General features: G+C 72.5%; 15 protein-coding genes. 13 read left to right on the top strand and 2 right to left on the bottom strand.

Features of this window, described 5'->3' with window-relative positions; all coding sequences use genetic code 11:
* Positions 1-77 precede the first annotated feature (77 nt).
* The 4 genes from EDD28_RS16455 to EDD28_RS16440 all read left to right on the top strand — a co-directional run bounded on the left by EDD28_RS16455 (position 78) and on the right by EDD28_RS16440 (position 3085).
* Positions 78-638: a hypothetical protein gene (locus EDD28_RS16455; RefSeq protein WP_123740783.1), complete on the top strand. Its 561-nt coding sequence runs from the start codon at positions 78-80 to the stop codon at positions 636-638.
* A 224-nt stretch (positions 639-862) separates the two neighbouring features.
* Positions 863-1471 carry a hypothetical protein gene (locus EDD28_RS16450; protein ID WP_170169530.1) on the top strand — a complete coding sequence of 203 codons (609 nt, stop codon included), beginning with the start codon at positions 863-865 and terminating at the stop codon, positions 1469-1471.
* Positions 1468-2499, top strand: coding sequence for a hypothetical protein (locus EDD28_RS16445; protein ID WP_123740781.1), 1032 nt, complete (start codon positions 1468-1470; stop codon positions 2497-2499). Before EDD28_RS16450 ends, EDD28_RS16445 begins: the two co-directional genes overlap by 4 nt.
* A 202-nt stretch (positions 2500-2701) precedes the next feature.
* The gene (locus EDD28_RS16440; protein ID WP_148059650.1) at positions 2702-3085 is read left to right on the top strand and encodes a hypothetical protein; all 384 of its coding nucleotides are present in this window, start codon (positions 2702-2704) and stop codon (positions 3083-3085) included.
* Positions 3086-3139: 54 nt separating this feature from the next.
* Here EDD28_RS16440 and EDD28_RS16435 read toward each other — a convergent pair whose 3' ends face one another.
* Positions 3140-4147 carry a LacI family DNA-binding transcriptional regulator gene (locus EDD28_RS16435; RefSeq protein WP_123740779.1) on the bottom strand — a complete coding sequence of 336 codons (1008 nt, stop codon included), beginning with the start codon at positions 4145-4147 and terminating at the stop codon, positions 3140-3142.
* 162 nt (positions 4148-4309) lie between these two features.
* Between EDD28_RS16435 and EDD28_RS16430 the strand changes: the two genes are divergently transcribed.
* The 6 genes from EDD28_RS16430 (at position 4310) to EDD28_RS16405 (ending at position 10865) form a co-directional block, all read left to right on the top strand.
* The gene (locus EDD28_RS16430; RefSeq protein ID WP_123740778.1) at positions 4310-5254 is read left to right on the top strand and encodes a bifunctional riboflavin kinase/FAD synthetase; all 945 of its coding nucleotides are present in this window, start codon (positions 4310-4312) and stop codon (positions 5252-5254) included.
* Positions 5255-5339: 85 nt separating this feature from the next.
* On the top strand, positions 5340-5609 hold the full coding sequence (rpsO, locus tag EDD28_RS16425; RefSeq protein WP_123740777.1) for a 30S ribosomal protein S15: 270 nt from the start codon (positions 5340-5342) through the stop codon (positions 5607-5609).
* Positions 5610-5846: 237 nt separating this feature from the next.
* Positions 5847-8075 (top strand): polyribonucleotide nucleotidyltransferase, encoded by a 2229-nt coding sequence (locus EDD28_RS16420; RefSeq protein WP_123740776.1) that lies wholly within the window; start codon positions 5847-5849, stop codon positions 8073-8075.
* Between the two features lie 2 nt (positions 8076-8077).
* A complete protein-coding gene (locus EDD28_RS16415) occupies positions 8078-9412 on the top strand; it encodes a M16 family metallopeptidase (RefSeq protein WP_123740775.1) in 1335 nt (444 codons plus the stop codon).
* Between the two features lie 176 nt (positions 9413-9588).
* Positions 9589-10332 carry a 4-hydroxy-tetrahydrodipicolinate reductase gene (gene dapB, locus EDD28_RS16410; protein WP_123740774.1) on the top strand — a complete coding sequence of 248 codons (744 nt, stop codon included), beginning with the start codon at positions 9589-9591 and terminating at the stop codon, positions 10330-10332.
* Entirely contained in the window at positions 10329-10865 is a 537-nt protein-coding gene (locus EDD28_RS16405; protein WP_245968135.1) for a tetratricopeptide repeat protein, read from the top strand. Before dapB ends, EDD28_RS16405 begins: the two co-directional genes overlap by 4 nt.
* Before the next feature lie 28 nt (positions 10866-10893).
* On the opposite strand, the gene EDD28_RS16400 is transcribed toward EDD28_RS16405, so the two are convergent.
* Entirely contained in the window at positions 10894-11424 is a 531-nt protein-coding gene (locus EDD28_RS16400; protein ID WP_245968134.1) for a GNAT family N-acetyltransferase, read from the bottom strand.
* A gap of 86 nt (positions 11425-11510) precedes the next feature.
* Here EDD28_RS16400 and EDD28_RS16395 point away from each other — a divergent pair, with 86 nt between their 5' ends.
* From EDD28_RS16395 to EDD28_RS16385, 3 genes are all read left to right on the top strand, one after another.
* On the top strand, positions 11511-12977 hold the full coding sequence (locus tag EDD28_RS16395; protein WP_123740772.1) for a M15 family metallopeptidase: 1467 nt from the start codon (positions 11511-11513) through the stop codon (positions 12975-12977).
* Positions 12978-12996: 19 nt separating this feature from the next.
* A complete protein-coding gene (gene dapA, locus EDD28_RS16390) occupies positions 12997-13908 on the top strand; it encodes a 4-hydroxy-tetrahydrodipicolinate synthase (RefSeq protein WP_123740771.1) in 912 nt (303 codons plus the stop codon).
* 79 nt (positions 13909-13987) lie between these two features.
* Positions 13988-15676, top strand: coding sequence for a ribonuclease J (locus EDD28_RS16385; RefSeq protein ID WP_123740770.1), 1689 nt, complete (start codon positions 13988-13990; stop codon positions 15674-15676).
* The last annotated feature ends 45 nt before the right edge of the window (positions 15677-15721 follow it).

Genomic DNA, 15721 nt, shown 5'->3' with positions numbered 1-15721 from the left:
ACACCGGGCCGACCCGGCGACGAGAAAGTCGAATCGCTGCTATCTTTACGTAGCAGGGGGCCGACAGGGAGGTCATAGTGTTCGCCATTCAGACTCGCCGGATCCACGCCGTGGTGCTGGCGACGTTGCTGTTGCTGGTGCTCGGCGTCGTCGGGAGCGGGCAGGCTCAGGCCGGGTCGTGCGACGGTCGCCAGTACTCGGACCGGAGCGAGACCGTGTGCTCGTCGACGCCGTACAAGACCACTCAGGGATGGGTCGTCGGGTATCGGGACTCGTTCGAGAACACAGGGGTCAACAAGATGACGGCGTCGTGCACTGCGACGACCTCCTCGACTGTCACGTACTCGTTGAGCCTGACCCTGGGTGTCGAGGCCAAGGCGTGGATCTTCGCGAAGATCTCGGCGAGTGTGACGGGAGGTATCTCGTGGTCGAAGGCAACCGGCTACTCGACGAGCACGACCTTCGATGTACCGAGGGGGAGGACCGTGGTCTGCGAACGGGGAGTGGTCACGCAGAGGTTCGCGGGGAACAGGATCACGACCGTCGACTACAAGGATTGGCGTCCCACCGTTCGCAAGACCTCCGGCTGGACCGGGTTCGCGCCGTCGATGACGCGGTGGAAGACCTACACGCTGTGAGCCGAGGCGTGGTCCCGCGACGTGGCTGGGTCGTGGCCATGGGCGTCCTGGGCGTTGTCGCGGTGAGTGCGTGTTCTCCTGCGCGGGAACCGCATCCCTCGGCCCCCGACTCCTCACCCTCGCCAGCCACCGAGCCGTCGATCCTGTTCGACTACTCGGACTGGCGGTTCCAGCCGGGCGAGACCTTGCGCGAGGGCGGGAACGGACACGGGTCGCATGAACAGGTGGTCGAGACGCCCGGTCTCGAGGACGCGTTCTCCCTCTACGTGCAGTGCTACGGAGAGATGACCTTCGACGTCGAGTACCAGGGTGATGGCGTCGTCGGTGGCCCGTTCAGCCCCGACTGCGATGGGATCCTGAACCGCCGCCAGGTCTTCCTGGATCCCGCGACCCCGGTCGAGAGCCTCCGGTTCGTCGTGCGAGGGGAGGGTGACTGGGCATTCGCTGTCCTCGACCGCGACCTGGACGTCCAGCCGACGGATGACGACTCGAGCAGGATCGACATCACCACATGGGTCCTGGAGTCCGGAGACACCCTCGTTCAGAGTGTCACCGGCGGCGGTGCCGATGACGTGACCATCGACGTGTCGGAGATCGGTTCGGACGTCGTCGTGTGGGCGCAGTGCGTCGGTGACGATGTGGTCGTGGATGTGATCTACGGCGATGACGCCGCCTCCGAGGTGTTCACGCCCGTGTGCGACGGGACCGTGAAGCGAGAACAGGTACACGTGGATCCCGCACTCCCGCTCGACGAGGTGCGAGTCGTCGTGGCCGGCGTCGGCGACTGGGCCGTCGGAATCGTCTCGAACGAGGAGACCGAGGCGAGCTCGTGAGCCGACGGCCCGACGTCGCGGCGAGCGCTCTCGTCCTTGCGGGAGCGCTCGCCGCGTGCTCGCCGAGCGGTCCTTCCGAGAGCCCGAGCGACTCCGGCGGCGAGCGGCCGGGTGAGAGCCCGCTCGCGGCCTACCGTCTTGACCTCGCTGGCGGAGGTGGCGCGATCGACGAACCGGGACCGGACGTCGTCCAGGAGGCCATCGCCGCCTGCATGAAGGAGCAGGGGTTCGAGTACCACCTGGACTCCGACGCGGTGGACGACCTGTCGCTCGACCCAGCGGACCAGCTCGCGCTCGCGGAGCGGCGGGGATATGGCATCGTCGGCGACTACTCCACGCTCGACATGACGCTCGCAGAGGAGCTCACCCCTCAGGATCTCTACCTCTCGACCCTGTCGGAGGAGGCCCAGGCGGAGTACTTCAAGGCGCTCTCCGGCGACATGTGGGAAGAGATCGCAGACGCCGTCGCGGAGGATCACGACTACGACTACGACTGGCGCCGAGCCGGTTGCGAGGGCGCCGCGGAGCACGAGGCGTGGGCGACGGCACCCTCGGAGCTCGAGGTCTCCGTCCCGCCGGAGCACCAGGACGTCCTGGCGCTCGTGGCGCGGCTCCCGGACCACATCGTGGAGACGACGGAGTGGCGGGAGGGGCTGGCGCGGTGGTCGTCCTGCATGTCCGACCTGGGGTACTCCTTCGAGACGCCGAACGACGCCTTCGACAGCATCCAGGACGGACTGGTCGAGGTGCTGGAGGACGTCACTCCGCGGGAGTGGGTCACGATCGACGCCGAGAACGTCATCAGCTATGACGAGGGCGGTTCGAGCCTTCCGGACCGCGCCGCCTACGAGGCGCTCCAGACCAGGGAGCGGGAGACCGCGACCGCGGACGTGAGCTGCCAGCAGGAGGTCGGACTGGCCGACGCGAGCACGCGCGGGCTGTGGGAGCTGGAGAGCCAGTTCCTCACCGAGCATCGCGAGGAGCTCGACGCCTTCCTCGCCTGGGCCCAGTCCGAGGGTCTCGCGTGACGTCTCTCGTTCGGCGAAGGATCCCTGATAGGTTTGGCATGGATGTGCTCGTATCGGCCCCGCTCGAAGGGTTTCCATGATGGCACGTTGGCCTGCGGTGCCGCGGCTCGGGGTCGGTCTCGCGCTGCTGGCGCTGACCACGGCCTCCTGTGACGCGGGAGTCGAGCCGCAACCGACCGGATCAGGGCCGGACCGTGCCGCCGTGCAGGGCGACGAGACCGGCGAGAGCCCGGGCATCTTCGACGACCAGGACTGGCAGCTCGATCCAGGCGACTCCCTCTGGGGTGACGTCAGCGGGCGGGGCTCCGTCGAGACGACGATCGACATCGCGGGCATCGGCGCTTACTTCGCCGTCCACGCCCGGTGTCTCGGGGACGACGTCGTGGTCGACGTCGTCTACGCCGCCGACGGCCCGGAGGACGCGTTCACACCGGTCTGCGACGGAGTCACGAACCGGCAGCGGGTCTACCTCGACCCCGCCGATCCGGTGAACCAGATCACCATTCAGGTGAGCGGTGCGGGCGACTGGGCCGTGGCCGTCATCGAGAACGAGGAGATCGCCGCCAGCGTCGGCTCGGGCGGCTGACGCGGCCGGTGCCCCGACTCGAATCCCGGTTGACCTGGTGTCCGTTTGCCCGGGTCACCCGCGCGGCGCCGGGCCGGTGCTGGCCCCGGGGTGCAGCGTCGGGGCGACGAGCTCCTGACGCGTGCCGCGTCCGTCGATCTCGTCGCCGAGCACGGCCACCGCCCGCTGTCCCATGACGGCGCTCGGGACGCAGATCGTCGCCAGCGGGGGACTGGTGAGCGCCGCCGTCGCCGGCGTGACGCCGAGCGCGAGGACGGACAGGTCGTCGGGAACCGACCGGCCCTGCGCCGCGACCCCGTCCATGACGCCCGCGAGGGTCAGGGGGTTGAACCCGAGCACGGCCGTCGCAGGCGGGAGCCGCTCGGCGCGGACGAGCTCGCGACCGTCGTCCGCCGTCGTGCCGGCCGAGAGCACGTCCAGGTGCAGCCCGCGCTCGGCGGCGAGTCGGGTGAGCGCGTCGGTGATCCGTACCACCGGCCCGTAGCCGATCCGCGGCAGCTCGATGTCGGCGTCGAGGAAGACGAGCCGCTCGTGACCCAGCCCGGCCAGGTGGTCGAGGGCGAGGCTCGCCATCCGCTCGAAGTCGGCGTCGACGAACGCCAGGTCCTCGCTCTCCCGCGGCCGCCCGACGAGCGTGAGCGGAAGGCCGCCCGCCCGCAGCGCCGCCACTCGCGGGTCGTCCATGACGACCTCCGTGAGGATGACCCCGTCGACCAGCTGGGTGGCGACGAGCCGGCTGAGCGCGTCGGAGTCCTCGAGCGGACCGGTCCACAGCAGCAGGTGGTGGTGCCGCTCGGCGGCGGCCGCCGACGCCGCCGAGAGGTACTCGAACGCCGTGAGGCTGAGGCCGTGCTCCCCGATCGGGTAGTGCCACGCGATGACGTTGGAGCGGCCACCGGCGAGGCTGCTGGCCACGGGGTTCTTCGTGTAGCCGAGCGTCGCCATCGCCTGCTCGACCCGCTCCCGCGTCGGGGCGGAGATCCGTCGCTTGCCGGACAGGACGTAGGACACGGTGCTCTCGGAGACGCCCGCGAGCGCCGCGACGTCGGCTCGGGTGGCCATGCTGCCTCCTGTTCGGCGTCGTGGGTGTCGGCGATGACGCGCCGTCGATCGCGTTCCGTACCGGACGGCCGGTAACAACGTAGTCCCACCCGGGACCACCGGTCGCACCGTGGTCGCATGCCGGTCGCCTGGACGACCCCGCCGGGATGGGAGACTGTCCCGGTGAAGGTGTGGCAGGGCCTGGGGCGTGTTCCGACTGACCTCGGGAAGACCGTCGTGACGATCGGCAACTTCGACGGGGTCCACGCCGGGCACCGCGAGCTCCTCGACCACGTGGTCGAGCGGGCGCGAGCGCTGGGGGCGACGTCGGTCGCCATGACGTTCGACCCGCACCCCGCGCTGCTGCACCGGCCGCAGGAGGCCCCGGCCCAGCTCACGGGGCTCGCGGACAAGCTCGAGCTCATGGCGGCGACCGGCCTCGACGCCGTGCTCGTCGTCGCCTACACCCACGACTTCGCCGCGCAGAGCCCCGAGCAGTTCGTGCGTCGCTACCTCGCGGAGGCCCTGCGCCCCGTCGAGGTCGTCGTCGGCGAGGACGTGCGGTTCGGCGCAGACAACGCCGGCGATCGCTCCCTCATGGCGGAGCTCGGCGAGCGGTACGGCTTCGGCGTCGTCGTCCTCGACGACATCCTGGCGCCGCGGACCGAGCGACGCTGGTCCTCGACCTGGGCGCGCGACCTCCTGGAGGCCGGTGACGTGACGGCGCTCGCCGGCGTGCTCGGCCGCTCGCACTTCATGCGCGGCGCGGTGGTGCACGGCGAGGCGCGCGGCCGGGAGCTCGGCTTCCCGACGGCGAACCTCGACCCGGCCTCGTCGGGCGCGGTGCCAGCGGACGGGGTCTACGCCGGCTGGCTCGTCCGGGCCGACGGGACCCGGCTCCCGGCCGCGATCTCGATCGGGACCAACCCGACGTTCGACGGCGAGGTGCGCCAGGTCGAGGCGCACGTCATCGGGCGCGACGACCTCGACCTGTACGGCGAGGAGGTCGTCGTCGAGTTCGTCCGGCTGCTGCGGCCGACGCTGCGGTTCTCCGGCGTCGAGGAGCTGGTCGCGCAGATGCACGCCGACTGCGCGGAGGCCCTGGAGGTGCTAGGTCTGTTAGGGTAGACGGGCCGTACGAACGGCCGCGGACCGTCTGCCCCGGTGAACATGCCCGGGAGCGCCGCGCAACGAATCACTACGAAGGAGAACCGTGGCCCTCGACGCCGCCGTGAAGCAGTCCATCATCACCGAGTACGCGACGCACGAGGGCGACACCGGTTCGCCCGAGGTGCAGATCGCGCTCCTCACCCAGCGCATCAAGGACCTGACCGAGCACCTGAAGGAGCACAAGCACGACCACCACAGCCGTCGTGGTCTCATGCTCCTCGTCGGTCAGCGTCGCCGCCTCATCGGCTACATGCAGAAGATCGACATCGAGCGCTACCGCGTCCTGCGCGACCGCCTCGGTCTTCGCCGCTGACCCGCGCGCTCCGGCCCGGACCCCTCGTGGGTCCGGGCCGGAGGTGCATCCGTGCCGTCGCGCACCCGCGCGAGCGCACGCACAACTGAATATCCAGCTCACCGCCATCGAGCCGCGTCGTCGGTCCTCGGTAGTGGCTCCCGGGCCTGGACGTCGACCTCGGTCGCGCACCAGGGCGTGGGCCTCGATCGAAGACCTCCGCCGAGGCCGATGACTCCCGACGAAGGAGGGGACGCCGTGGAGGCTCCCGAGATCACCTACGCCGAGGCGACGATCGACAACGGTCGTTTCGGCACCCGCACCATCCGTTTCGAGACCGGCCGCCTCGCCAAGCAGGCCGCCGGCGCCGTCCTGGCGACGCTCGACGAGGAGACGACCCTCCTCTCGACGACCACCGCCGGCAAGCACCCCCGCGAGGGCTTCGACTTCTTCCCGCTGACGGTGGACGTCGAGGAGCGCCAGTACGCCGCCGGCAAGATCCCCGGCTCGTTCTTCCGCCGCGAGGGCCGCCCCTCGACCGAGGCCATCCTCGCGTGCCGCCTCATCGACCGCCCGCTGCGCCCGCTGTTCGTCAAGGGCCTGCGCAACGAGGTCCAGATCGTCGAGACGATCCTCGCGATCCACCCGGACGACGCCTACGACGTCCTCGCGATCAACGCCGCGTCCGCCTCGACGCAGATCTCCGGTCTGCCGTTCTCCGGCCCGGTCGGCGCCGTGCGCGTCTCGCTCATCGAGGGCCAGTGGGTCGCGTTCCCGCGCTACTCCGAGTCGGCCCGCGCGGTCTTCGAGATGGTCGTGGCCGGCCGCATCGTCGGTGACGACGTCGCGATCGCCATGATCGAGGCCGAGGCGTCCGAGAACGTCTTCCAGCTCCTCGCCGAGGGCCAGCAGGCCCCGACCGAGGACGTCGTCGCCGGCGGCCTCGAGGCCGCGAAGCCGTTCATCCGCGCGCTGTGCATCGCGCAGCAGGAGCTGGCCGCCGCCGCCGCGAAGGAGGTGCGCGAGTTCCCGCTGTTCCCCGACTACACGGACGAGGTCTTCGCGGCCGTCTCGGCGCACTCGAGCGCCGCGCTGGAGTCCGCCCTCACCATCGCCGACAAGCAGGAGCGCGAGTCGGCCCTCGACGTCGCCCGCGACGCCTGCGTCGGTGCGCTCGCCACGGAGGGTGACCTGGACGCCAAGGAGGTGTCCGCCGCGTTCCGCTCGCTCACCAAGTCGATCATCCGCCGCCGGATCCTCACGGACGGCTTCCGCATCGACGGCCGCGGCCTGCGCGACATCCGCACGCTCGGCGCCGAGGTCGACGTGCTCCCGCGCGTCCACGGCTCCGCGCTGTTCGAGCGCGGCGAGACCCAGATCCTCGGGGTCACGACGCTCAACATGCTCAAGATGGAGCAGCAGCTCGACACGCTGTCGCCCGTCACCAAGAAGCGCTACATGCACAACTACAACTTCCCGCCCTACTCCACGGGCGAGACGGGCCGCGTCGGCTCCCCGAAGCGCCGCGAGATCGGTCACGGCGCGCTCGCCGAGCGCGCGATCGTCCCGGTGCTCCCGGGCCGCGAGGAGTTCCCCTACGCGATCCGCCAGGTGTCCGAGGCGCTCGGCTCCAACGGCTCGACGTCGATGGGCTCCGTGTGCGCCTCGACGCTCTCGCTGCTCAACGCCGGTGTGCCGCTCAAGGCTCCGGTCGCGGGCATCGCGATGGGCCTGGTCTCGGACGAGGTCGACGGGGAGATGCGCTACGCGGCGCTCACCGACATCCTCGGTGCCGAGGACGCGTTCGGCGACATGGACTTCAAGGTCGCCGGCACGAGCCAGTTCGTCACGGCCATCCAGCTCGACACCAAGCTCGACGGCATCCCCGCCTCGGTGCTCGCCGGCGCGCTCGGCCAGGCCCGCGAGGCCCGCCTGACGATCCTCGGCGTCATGGCCGAGGCGATCGACGCGCCGGACGAGATGGCCGCGACGGCGCCCCGCGTCATCACGGTCCAGGTCCCGGTCGACAAGATCGGCGAGGTCATCGGCCCGAAGGGCAAGATGATCAACCAGATCCAGGACGACACGGGCGCCGACATCTCCATCGAGGACGACGGCACCGTGTTCATCGGCGCGGTGGACGGTCCGTCCGCCGAGGCCGCGCGGGCCGCGATCAACGCGATCGCCAACCCGCACATGCCCGAGGTCGGTGAGCGGTTCGTCGGGACGGTCGTCAAGACCACGACGTTCGGCGCCTTCGTGTCGCTCTCCCCGGGCAAGGACGGTCTCCTCCACATCAGCCAGATCCGGCGTCTCGTCGGCGGCAAGCGCGTGGAGAACGTCGAGGACGTCCTCTCCGTCGGTCAGAAGGTCCAGGTCGAGCTGGCCGAGATCGACTCGCGCGGCAAGCTCTCGCTGCACGCCGTGATCGACGAGGGCGGGGCCGAGACGTCCGACGCGCCCGCCGAGGCCGGGGCCGAGGACTGAGCATGCCCGACACCTTCGGCGACGAAGGTCTGGAGCTGGTCCGGGAGGACGGTACGCGCGTGCGCCGTACCGTCCTCCCGGGCGGTTTACGGGTCCTGACCGAGCAGGTCCCGGCGACGAGGTCCGTCTCGGTCGCCGCGACCGTCGGCGTCGGCTCGCGTGACGAGCACGACGGCCACCACGGCTCGACCCACTTCCTCGAGCACCTGCTGTTCAAGGGGACGCGTCGGCGCAGCGCCCTCGACATCGCCTCGGCGTTCGACGAGGTCGGTGGCGAGGCGAACGCCGCGACGGGCAAGGAGTCGACCACCTACTACGCCCGCGTGCTCGGTGGCGACCTGCCGATGGCGAGCGAGGTGCTGCTCGACATGGTGACCTCCGCCGTCGTCCTGCCCGAGGACGTCGAGCTCGAGCGAGGGGTCATCCTCGAGGAGCTCGCGATGGCGGACGACGACCCGGGCGACGTCGCGGACGAGGCGTTCGCGTCGGCGGTCCTCGGGGCGACCGACCTCGGCCGGCCCATCGGGGGCACGCCCGACACGATCCGCGCCGTCCCGCGCGACGCGATCTGGGAGCACTACCGCGGCGCCTACCGACCGGCCGAGCTGGTCGTCACGGCCGCCGGGGCGGTCGATCACGACGAGCTGTGCGAGCTCGTCACCCGCGCCGTGACCGAGGGCGGCTGGCCCCTGGCCGACGACGCCCGTCCGGCCCCGCGGCGCTCGGGCGACCCGCTCGCCACCACGCCGGGCACCGCCGTGACGCTGGAGCGCCCGACCGAGCAGTCGACGCTCATCCTCGGCGGCCGCGGCCTCGAGGCGTGCGACCCCGACCGGTTCACGCTCGCCGTCCTCAACGCGGTCCTCGGCGGTGGGATGTCCTCGCGCCTGTTCCAAGAGGTCCGCGAGAAGCGCGGCCTCGCGTACTCCGTGTACTCGTTCGCCGTCGGCCACACCGACGCCGGGCTGTTCGGCCTCGCCGCCGGCTGCGCCCCCGAGCACGTCCGCCAGGTCGCCGGGCTCATGGCGGCCGAGTGGACGACCATCGCGCAGGACGGGATCACCGAGCGCGAGCTGACCCGCGCCGTCGGCCAGCTCTCCGGCTCGCTCGTGCTCGGCCTCGACGACGTCGGCGCCCGCTCGTCCCGGCTCACCCGCGCCGAGCTGGTCTTCGGCGAGCTGTGGAGCGTTGACGACTCGCTCGACGCGCTGCGTGCCGTCACGGCCGACGCGGTCCAGCGGCTCGCGGGCGAGCTGCTCGCCCAGCCGCGCTCGCTCGTCGTCGTCGGTCCCGAGCGGGGCGACCTCGCGGGCGAGCTGCTGAGCGAGCTCGTCTAGCACCGACGCCGGCCCACCTGCCCGCCTGTCGAGCCACCCACCCGCCCGTCGAGCCGCCCACCCATCGAGCCACCCGCCCACCCGCCCTTTCTCCGACATCGGGGTGGATCGGGTCGTGATTCGCGATCGAACCCACCCCGACATCGGAGGTCGGCCGATCGACCTAGGGTGGGGGAGTGACGATCAGGGTGGCCGTGCTGGGCGCGGCGGGACGGATGGGTGCCACGACGTGCGAGGCGATCGAGGCGGCCCCCGACCTCGACCTCGTCGCTCGGCTCGACGCGGGTGACGACGTCGCGGCCCTCGCGGGACAGGCCGACGTCGCGGTCGACTTCACGCTGCCCGATGCGACCGAGGCGAACGTCCACGCTCTGCTGGATGCCGGCGTCCACGCCGTCGTCGGCACCACGGGCTGGGACGACCACGCGATCGACCGCGTGCGCGAGCACGCCGCCCGGACGCCGGGCGTCGGGGTGCTCATCGCCCCGAACTTCGCCCTCTCCGCCGTCCTGGCCATGCGGTTCGCCGCCGTGGCCGCGCCGCTGTTCGCCTCCGTCGAGGTGGTCGAGATGCACCACCCCCACAAGGTGGACGCCCCGTCGGGGACCGCGATCCACACCGCCCGCGGCATCGCGCAGGCGCGCGCGGACGCCGGCGTCGGCGCGATGAAGGACGCCACCCAGACCGACCCGCGCGGCGCCCGCGGCGCCGACTACGACGGTGTCCGGGTCCACGCGCTGCGGCTGGAGGGCCTCGTGGCCCACGAGCAGATCTTCCTCACCAACCCCGGCGAGCTCCTCACGATCCGCACCGACACCTTCGACCGGTCGAGCTACATGCCCGGCGTCCTGCTCGCCGTGCGCCAGGTCGGGTCGCACCCCGGCGTGAGCGTGGGGCTCGACAGCTTCGTCGACCTGTGAGCGACGATCCCGGGTCGGCCGAGGACCGCGCGACCACCGAGGGCGGTGGCCCGGCCGGGGCGCAGGCGGTCGATCGCACCCGCCGGACGCGCTCGATGCTCAGTGCCGTCGCCGTGCTCGCCGTCCTCCTGCTCTACGTCCTGCTGGTGGGCCAGCGCGCCGTCGCGCTCATCGGCTCCGGCTCCGCCGTCGGGGTGGCCATCGGCATCGCCATCCTCGCCGTCCCCGTGCTCACCCTGTGGTTCCTCGGTCGCGAGGTCACCCAGGCCCGCGCCGTCGACCGGCTCACGGACCTCCTCGCCCGCGAGGGCGGGCTCGACGTCGACGACCTGCCGCGCAGCCCCGCCGGGCGGATCGACCGCTCGGTCGCTGCGGACCGGTTCGACGCCGCGCGCGCCCGGGTCGAGGCCGAGCCGGGGGACTGGCGCGGCTGGTACCGGCTCGGCTGGGCCTACGAGGCCGCCGGCGACCGGTCGCGGGCGCGCGAGTCCCTGCGGCACGCGGTGCGGCTGGAGCGCGGCGCGCGTCGCTGACCGTCGACGCGGCCGGGGCGCGCTCCGGTCAGGCGGGGGACAGGACCGCGGTGAGGAGGATCTCCTCGACCTCCCGAGGCCCCGGCAGCTCGAGCGTGCGGCGCAGCCCCGCCTCCGCGAACCCGGCCCCCTCGAGGAACGCCCGACGGTCGGGATCGTGCGTCATGGTCCACGCCCCGAGGTGGTGGGCACCGGCGTCACGGGCGAGGTCGACCGCCGCGGCGAGCAGCCGCGACCCGTGGCCCGCGCGCCGGCTCGTCGGCTCGACCTCCAGCGCGACGAGCTCGCCGGTCCAGCCGTCGTCGTCGGACGCCGAGCGCTGCGTCGGGCTCGCGGCCGCGAAGCCGACGACCCGCGGGCCCGCCAGCGCGACGAGGACGCGGCGGCGGGGGTCGGGGTCGCTCAGCGCAGCCGCCCACTGCCGCTCCAGCTCGATCGCGTCGAGGCCGTCGGCGACGTCGGGGCCCAGGAGATCGGCCCACGCGGCGAGCTGGATGCGGGCGATGGCCGGGAGGTCCGATGGCAGCGCGGGGCGGACGGAGACGTCGGCGGTGGTCACGCTCCCATTGTCGCCCGCGCCGGCCGGTGTGATCGCCGTGACCATTTCGTGACCTTTCCGGTCGTCTCGGTTATCGTGGTGGGGTCATGCGTGCGCTCCGCCGCGGCCCCGAGGCCGACCTCCAGCACCGCCGCAGCCCCTCCTCCCGGAGCCGGGCTCGCGCGCGTCGTCGTCGGCTGCCCGCGACCGGGGCGCTCGGCGTGCTCCTCGCCGGTGTGCTGCTCGGCGGTGCCGGGGCCGCCGCGCTCGTGCCGGCCGCGCCCGACTCGACGCTCGCGGCCGAGGCCGCCCCGTCGCCGTCCGCCGCCGTTCTCGACGTCGACGGTCCGCGGACCGGGATCGACGGTGCCGTGGCCGGCGAGGTCGTCGTCGCCCCGACCCCCGAGCCGTCGCCGGCCCCCGTCCCCTCACCGGCGCCCGACGGCGCCGACGAGCCGGTGAGCGCAGCCCGCGAGCAGTCCTCCCGGGCCGCGCGCGAGGACGACGAGGCCGCCTCCGACGTCCCCACCCCGGCCGACGCGGCCCCCGATGTCGCCGACGAGGTCGTGGCCGAGGAGGCGACGGCCGAGCCCGATGCCGACCGCACCGAGGCGCCGGCGGACGACCAGCCCGCGAGCGACGTGCCGACGCCGGCTGCGCCGTCGGCCACCGCCTCGCCGCCGACCGCCTCGCCGAGGACCGACACGGCCGCCACCGACGCCCCCGCCATCGAGAGGGCCGCCGACGCACGCGCCGCGACCGCGACGTCGCTGGACCGCGCCGACCTCGTCGACGCCGTGACACGCGCGCAGGAGCGTATCGACGCGCTCACGCCGATCCTCCTCGACCCGCTCGCGACGGCCGGCCTGAGCGCCGAGGTCGAGGCCGCCGAGGCCGTCCTGTCGCGGTGGACCCCCGAGTCCGTCCGCGTCCCCGAGCTGGTGCAGCTCACCGGCGCACCCGTCTCGCTGCTGGAGACCGTGCCGACCGCCGGTGCCGTCGCCGACCGGCTCGCCTCCCTGGCCGCCGCGCTCGACGCGCTGCCGTCCGTCGAGACGGTTGACGGCGTCACCTACATCGACGGCGTCCTCGTCGCCAACAAGACGATCCCGCTCCCGGCCGACTACGACCCCGGTCTCTCGCCCGACCTCGTGGCCGCGTTCGACGCGATGGTCGCCGCGGCCCGGGCCGACGGCATCTCGCTGTGGATCGCGTCCGGCTACCGGTCCTACGCCGACCAGACCGTCATCTACGACCGCTACGCCGCCCGTGTCGGCGCCGAGGCCGCCGACACGTTCTCCGCCCGGCCGGGGCACTCCGAGCACCAGAGCGGCCTCGCGATCGACGTCAACGACGTCTCCAGCGACTTCGCCGGGACCGCGGCCGCGCAGTGGGTCGCGCAGCACGGCCACGAGTTCGGGTTCGTCGTGCGCTACCCGGAGGGCAAGGAGTCGGTGACCGGCTACTCCTACGAGCCCTGGCACCTGCGCTACGTCGGGGTCGAGGTCGCGGGCGACCTGGTCGACCAGGGGCTCACGCTCGAGGAGTACCTCGGCGTGACCTCCGGCTACTGAGACCCGGTAGGTTCGAGTCATGACCCGTAACGCAGCTGCGCTGGAGAGCTTCGGCTCCGTGCTGGTGGCCATGGTCACCCCGATGGATGCCGACGGGGACCTCGACATCGACGCCGCCGTCGTCCTGGCGGAGAAGCTCGTCGCCGACGGCGTCAGCGGGATCGTCCTCAACGGCACGACCGGCGAGTCGCCGACCACGCACCAGCCCGAGAAGGACGCCCTCGTCCGCGCCGTCGTCGACGCGGTCGGCGACCGGGTGCGGATCGTCGCCGGCGCCGGGTCGAACGACACCAAGCACGCCGTCCGGATCGCCGCCAGCGCCGAGCGCACGGGCGCGCACGGGCTGCTCATCAACGCGCCGTACTACAACCGGCCGTCCCAGGAGGGCGTCTACCGGCACATCCGCGCCGTCGCCGACGCCGCCGACCTGCCCGTCATGCTCTACGACATCCCCGGGCGCACCGGCGTCGCCATCGGCGACGAGGCGCTCGACCGGCTCGCCGAGCACCCGCGCGTCCTCGCGGTCAAGGACGCGACGGGTGACGTGCCGGCCGGCTTCGCCCGGATGCGCCGCACCGGTCTCGCCTTCTACTCGGGCGACGACGCGCTCAACCTCGCCTGGCTGACGCACGGCGCCGTCGGTGTCGTCAGCGTCATCGGTCACGTCGTTGCCGGCCCGATCGCCGAGATGGTCGGCTGCATCAGCCGCGGCGACCTGCGCCGGGCCCAGGACCTCGCCGTCGAGCTCGTCGGAGTGTGCGACGCGCTCATGGGCGCCGGCCAGGGTGCCGTCTATGCGAAGGCCGCGCTCGACCTGCTCGGCGTCATCCCCTCCCGTGCCGTCCGCTCGCCGCTCGTCGCGGCGACCGAGGACGAGCTCGCCGACCTCGCCGAGCGGCTTCGCGTCGCCGGCCTGTTTCCCGCACCCTGACAGCTGACGCGCCCTCGCGCGGGCTCCGGCCCGCCGCGGGGACGCGCTCGTCGCGGGTGCTCGCTCCGGAAGGAACCCCATGTCCCACCCCCACCCCGAGCTGCCCCTGCCCGGGCCGCTTCCCGTCGGCGCGCTCCGCGTCGTCGCGCTGGGCGGCCTCGGCGAGGTCGGCCGCAACATGGCCGTGCTCGAGTACGACGGCCGTCTGCTCATCATCGACTGCGGCGTCCTCTTCCCCGAGGACCACCAGCCCGGCGTCGACCTGATCCTGCCCGACTTCTCGGCCATCGCCGACCGGCTGGACCAGGTGGACGCGGTCGTCCTCACGCACGGTCACGAGGACCACATCGGTGCCGTGCCGTACCTGCTGCGGCTGCGTCCCGACATCCCGCTGATCGGCTCGCGGCTCACGCTCGCGTTCGTCGCCGCCAAGCTCAAGGAGCACCGGATCACGCCGGTGCTGCGGGAGGTCAAGGAGGGCGACGAGGTCGAGGTCGGCCCGTTCGCCCTGGAGTTCGTCGCCGTCAACCACTCGATCCCGGACGCGCTGGCCGTGGCCGTGACGACGGGTGCCGGCACGGTGCTCCACACCGGCGACTTCAAGATGGACCAGCTCCCGCTGGACGGCCGGATCACCGACCTGCGGGCGTTCGCGCGGCTGGGGGAGCGGGGCGTCGACCTGTTCATGCCCGACTCCACGAACGCCGAGGTCCCCGGGTTCACGACGGCGGAGGCCGAGATCGGCCCCGTCCTCGACCAGGTGTTCGCCGGCGCGACCGGCAAGATCGTCGTCGCGAGCTTCTCCTCGCACGTCCACCGCGTCCAGCAGGTCATCGACGCCGCCTGGGCGAACGACCGCAAGGTCGCGCTCGTGGGCCGCTCGATGGTGCGGAACATGACGATCGCCGTCGAGCTCGGCTACCTGACGCTGCCGGACCCGGGCATCCTCATCGACATCAAGCGCGTCGACGACTACCCGCCCGACGAGGTGGTGCTCATGTGCACCGGCTCGCAGGGTGAGCCGATGGCGGCGCTGTCCCGGATCGCGAACCACGACCACCGCGTCGAGGTCGGTCCGGGGGACACGGTCGTGTTCGCGTCCTCGCTCATCCCCGGCAACGAGAACTCGGTGTACCGGGTCATCAACGGTCTCACCCGGCTCGGCGCGAAGGTCGTCCACCAGGGCAACGCGCGCGTCCACGTCTCGGGGCACGCCAGCGCCGGCGAGCTGCTGTACTGCTACAACATCCTGCGCCCGCGCAACGTCATGCCGGTGCACGGCGAGATCCGCCACCTCGTGGCGAACGGCGCGCTCGCCGTCCGGACGGGGGTCGACCCCGAGCGGGTCATCCTGGCCGAGGACGGCGTGGTGGTCGACCTCATCGACGGTCGCGCCCGCATCGTCGGCGCCGTCCCGTGCGGGTACGTGTACGTCGACGGGTCGAGCGTCGGGGAGATCGGCGAGGCCGACCTCAAGGACCGGCGGATCCTCTCGGAGGAGGGGTTCATCTCGGTGTTCGCCGTGGTGTCGGCGCAGGACGGCAGCGTCATCGCCGGGCCGCAGATCCATGCGCGCGGGCTGGCCGAGTCCGGCGACGTGCTCGAGGAGATCGTCCCGCAGGTGCGCAAGGCGTTGACCGAGGCGGCGCGCGAGGGCAACGTCGACAACCACCAGCTCCAGCAGGTGATGCGCCGCGTGGTCGGGCGCTGGGCGGGGACGCGGCTGAAGCGTCGTCCGATCATCATCCCCGTGGTGGTGGAGGCATGACCCGGTAGCCCGCTTTCCGGCGGAGGGGCATGGCGACCATCGGCG

Source organism: Salana multivorans, assembly GCF_003751805.1.
GTDB classification, from domain to species: Bacteria; Actinomycetota; Actinomycetes; order Actinomycetales; family Beutenbergiaceae; genus Salana; species Salana multivorans.
Note: the sequence above shows the minus strand (reverse complement) of the source record. Positions and strands in the feature narration are given on the sequence as shown.

Excerpts from the sequence above, each read along its gene's own strand:
- EDD28_RS16435 (WP_123740779.1), bottom strand. The coding sequence starts at position 4,147 with ATGGCCACCCGAGCCGACGTCGCGGCGCTCGCGGGCGTCTCCGAGAGC.
- EDD28_RS16415 (WP_123740775.1), top strand. The coding sequence starts at position 8,078 with ATGCCCGACACCTTCGGCGACGAAGGTCTGGAGCTGGTCCGGGAGGAC.
- EDD28_RS16395 (WP_123740772.1), top strand. The coding sequence starts at position 11,511 with ATGCGTGCGCTCCGCCGCGGCCCCGAGGCCGACCTCCAGCACCGCCGC.
- dapA (WP_123740771.1), top strand. The coding sequence starts at position 12,997 with ATGACCCGTAACGCAGCTGCGCTGGAGAGCTTCGGCTCCGTGCTGGTG.
- EDD28_RS16385 (WP_123740770.1), top strand. The coding sequence starts at position 13,988 with ATGTCCCACCCCCACCCCGAGCTGCCCCTGCCCGGGCCGCTTCCCGTC.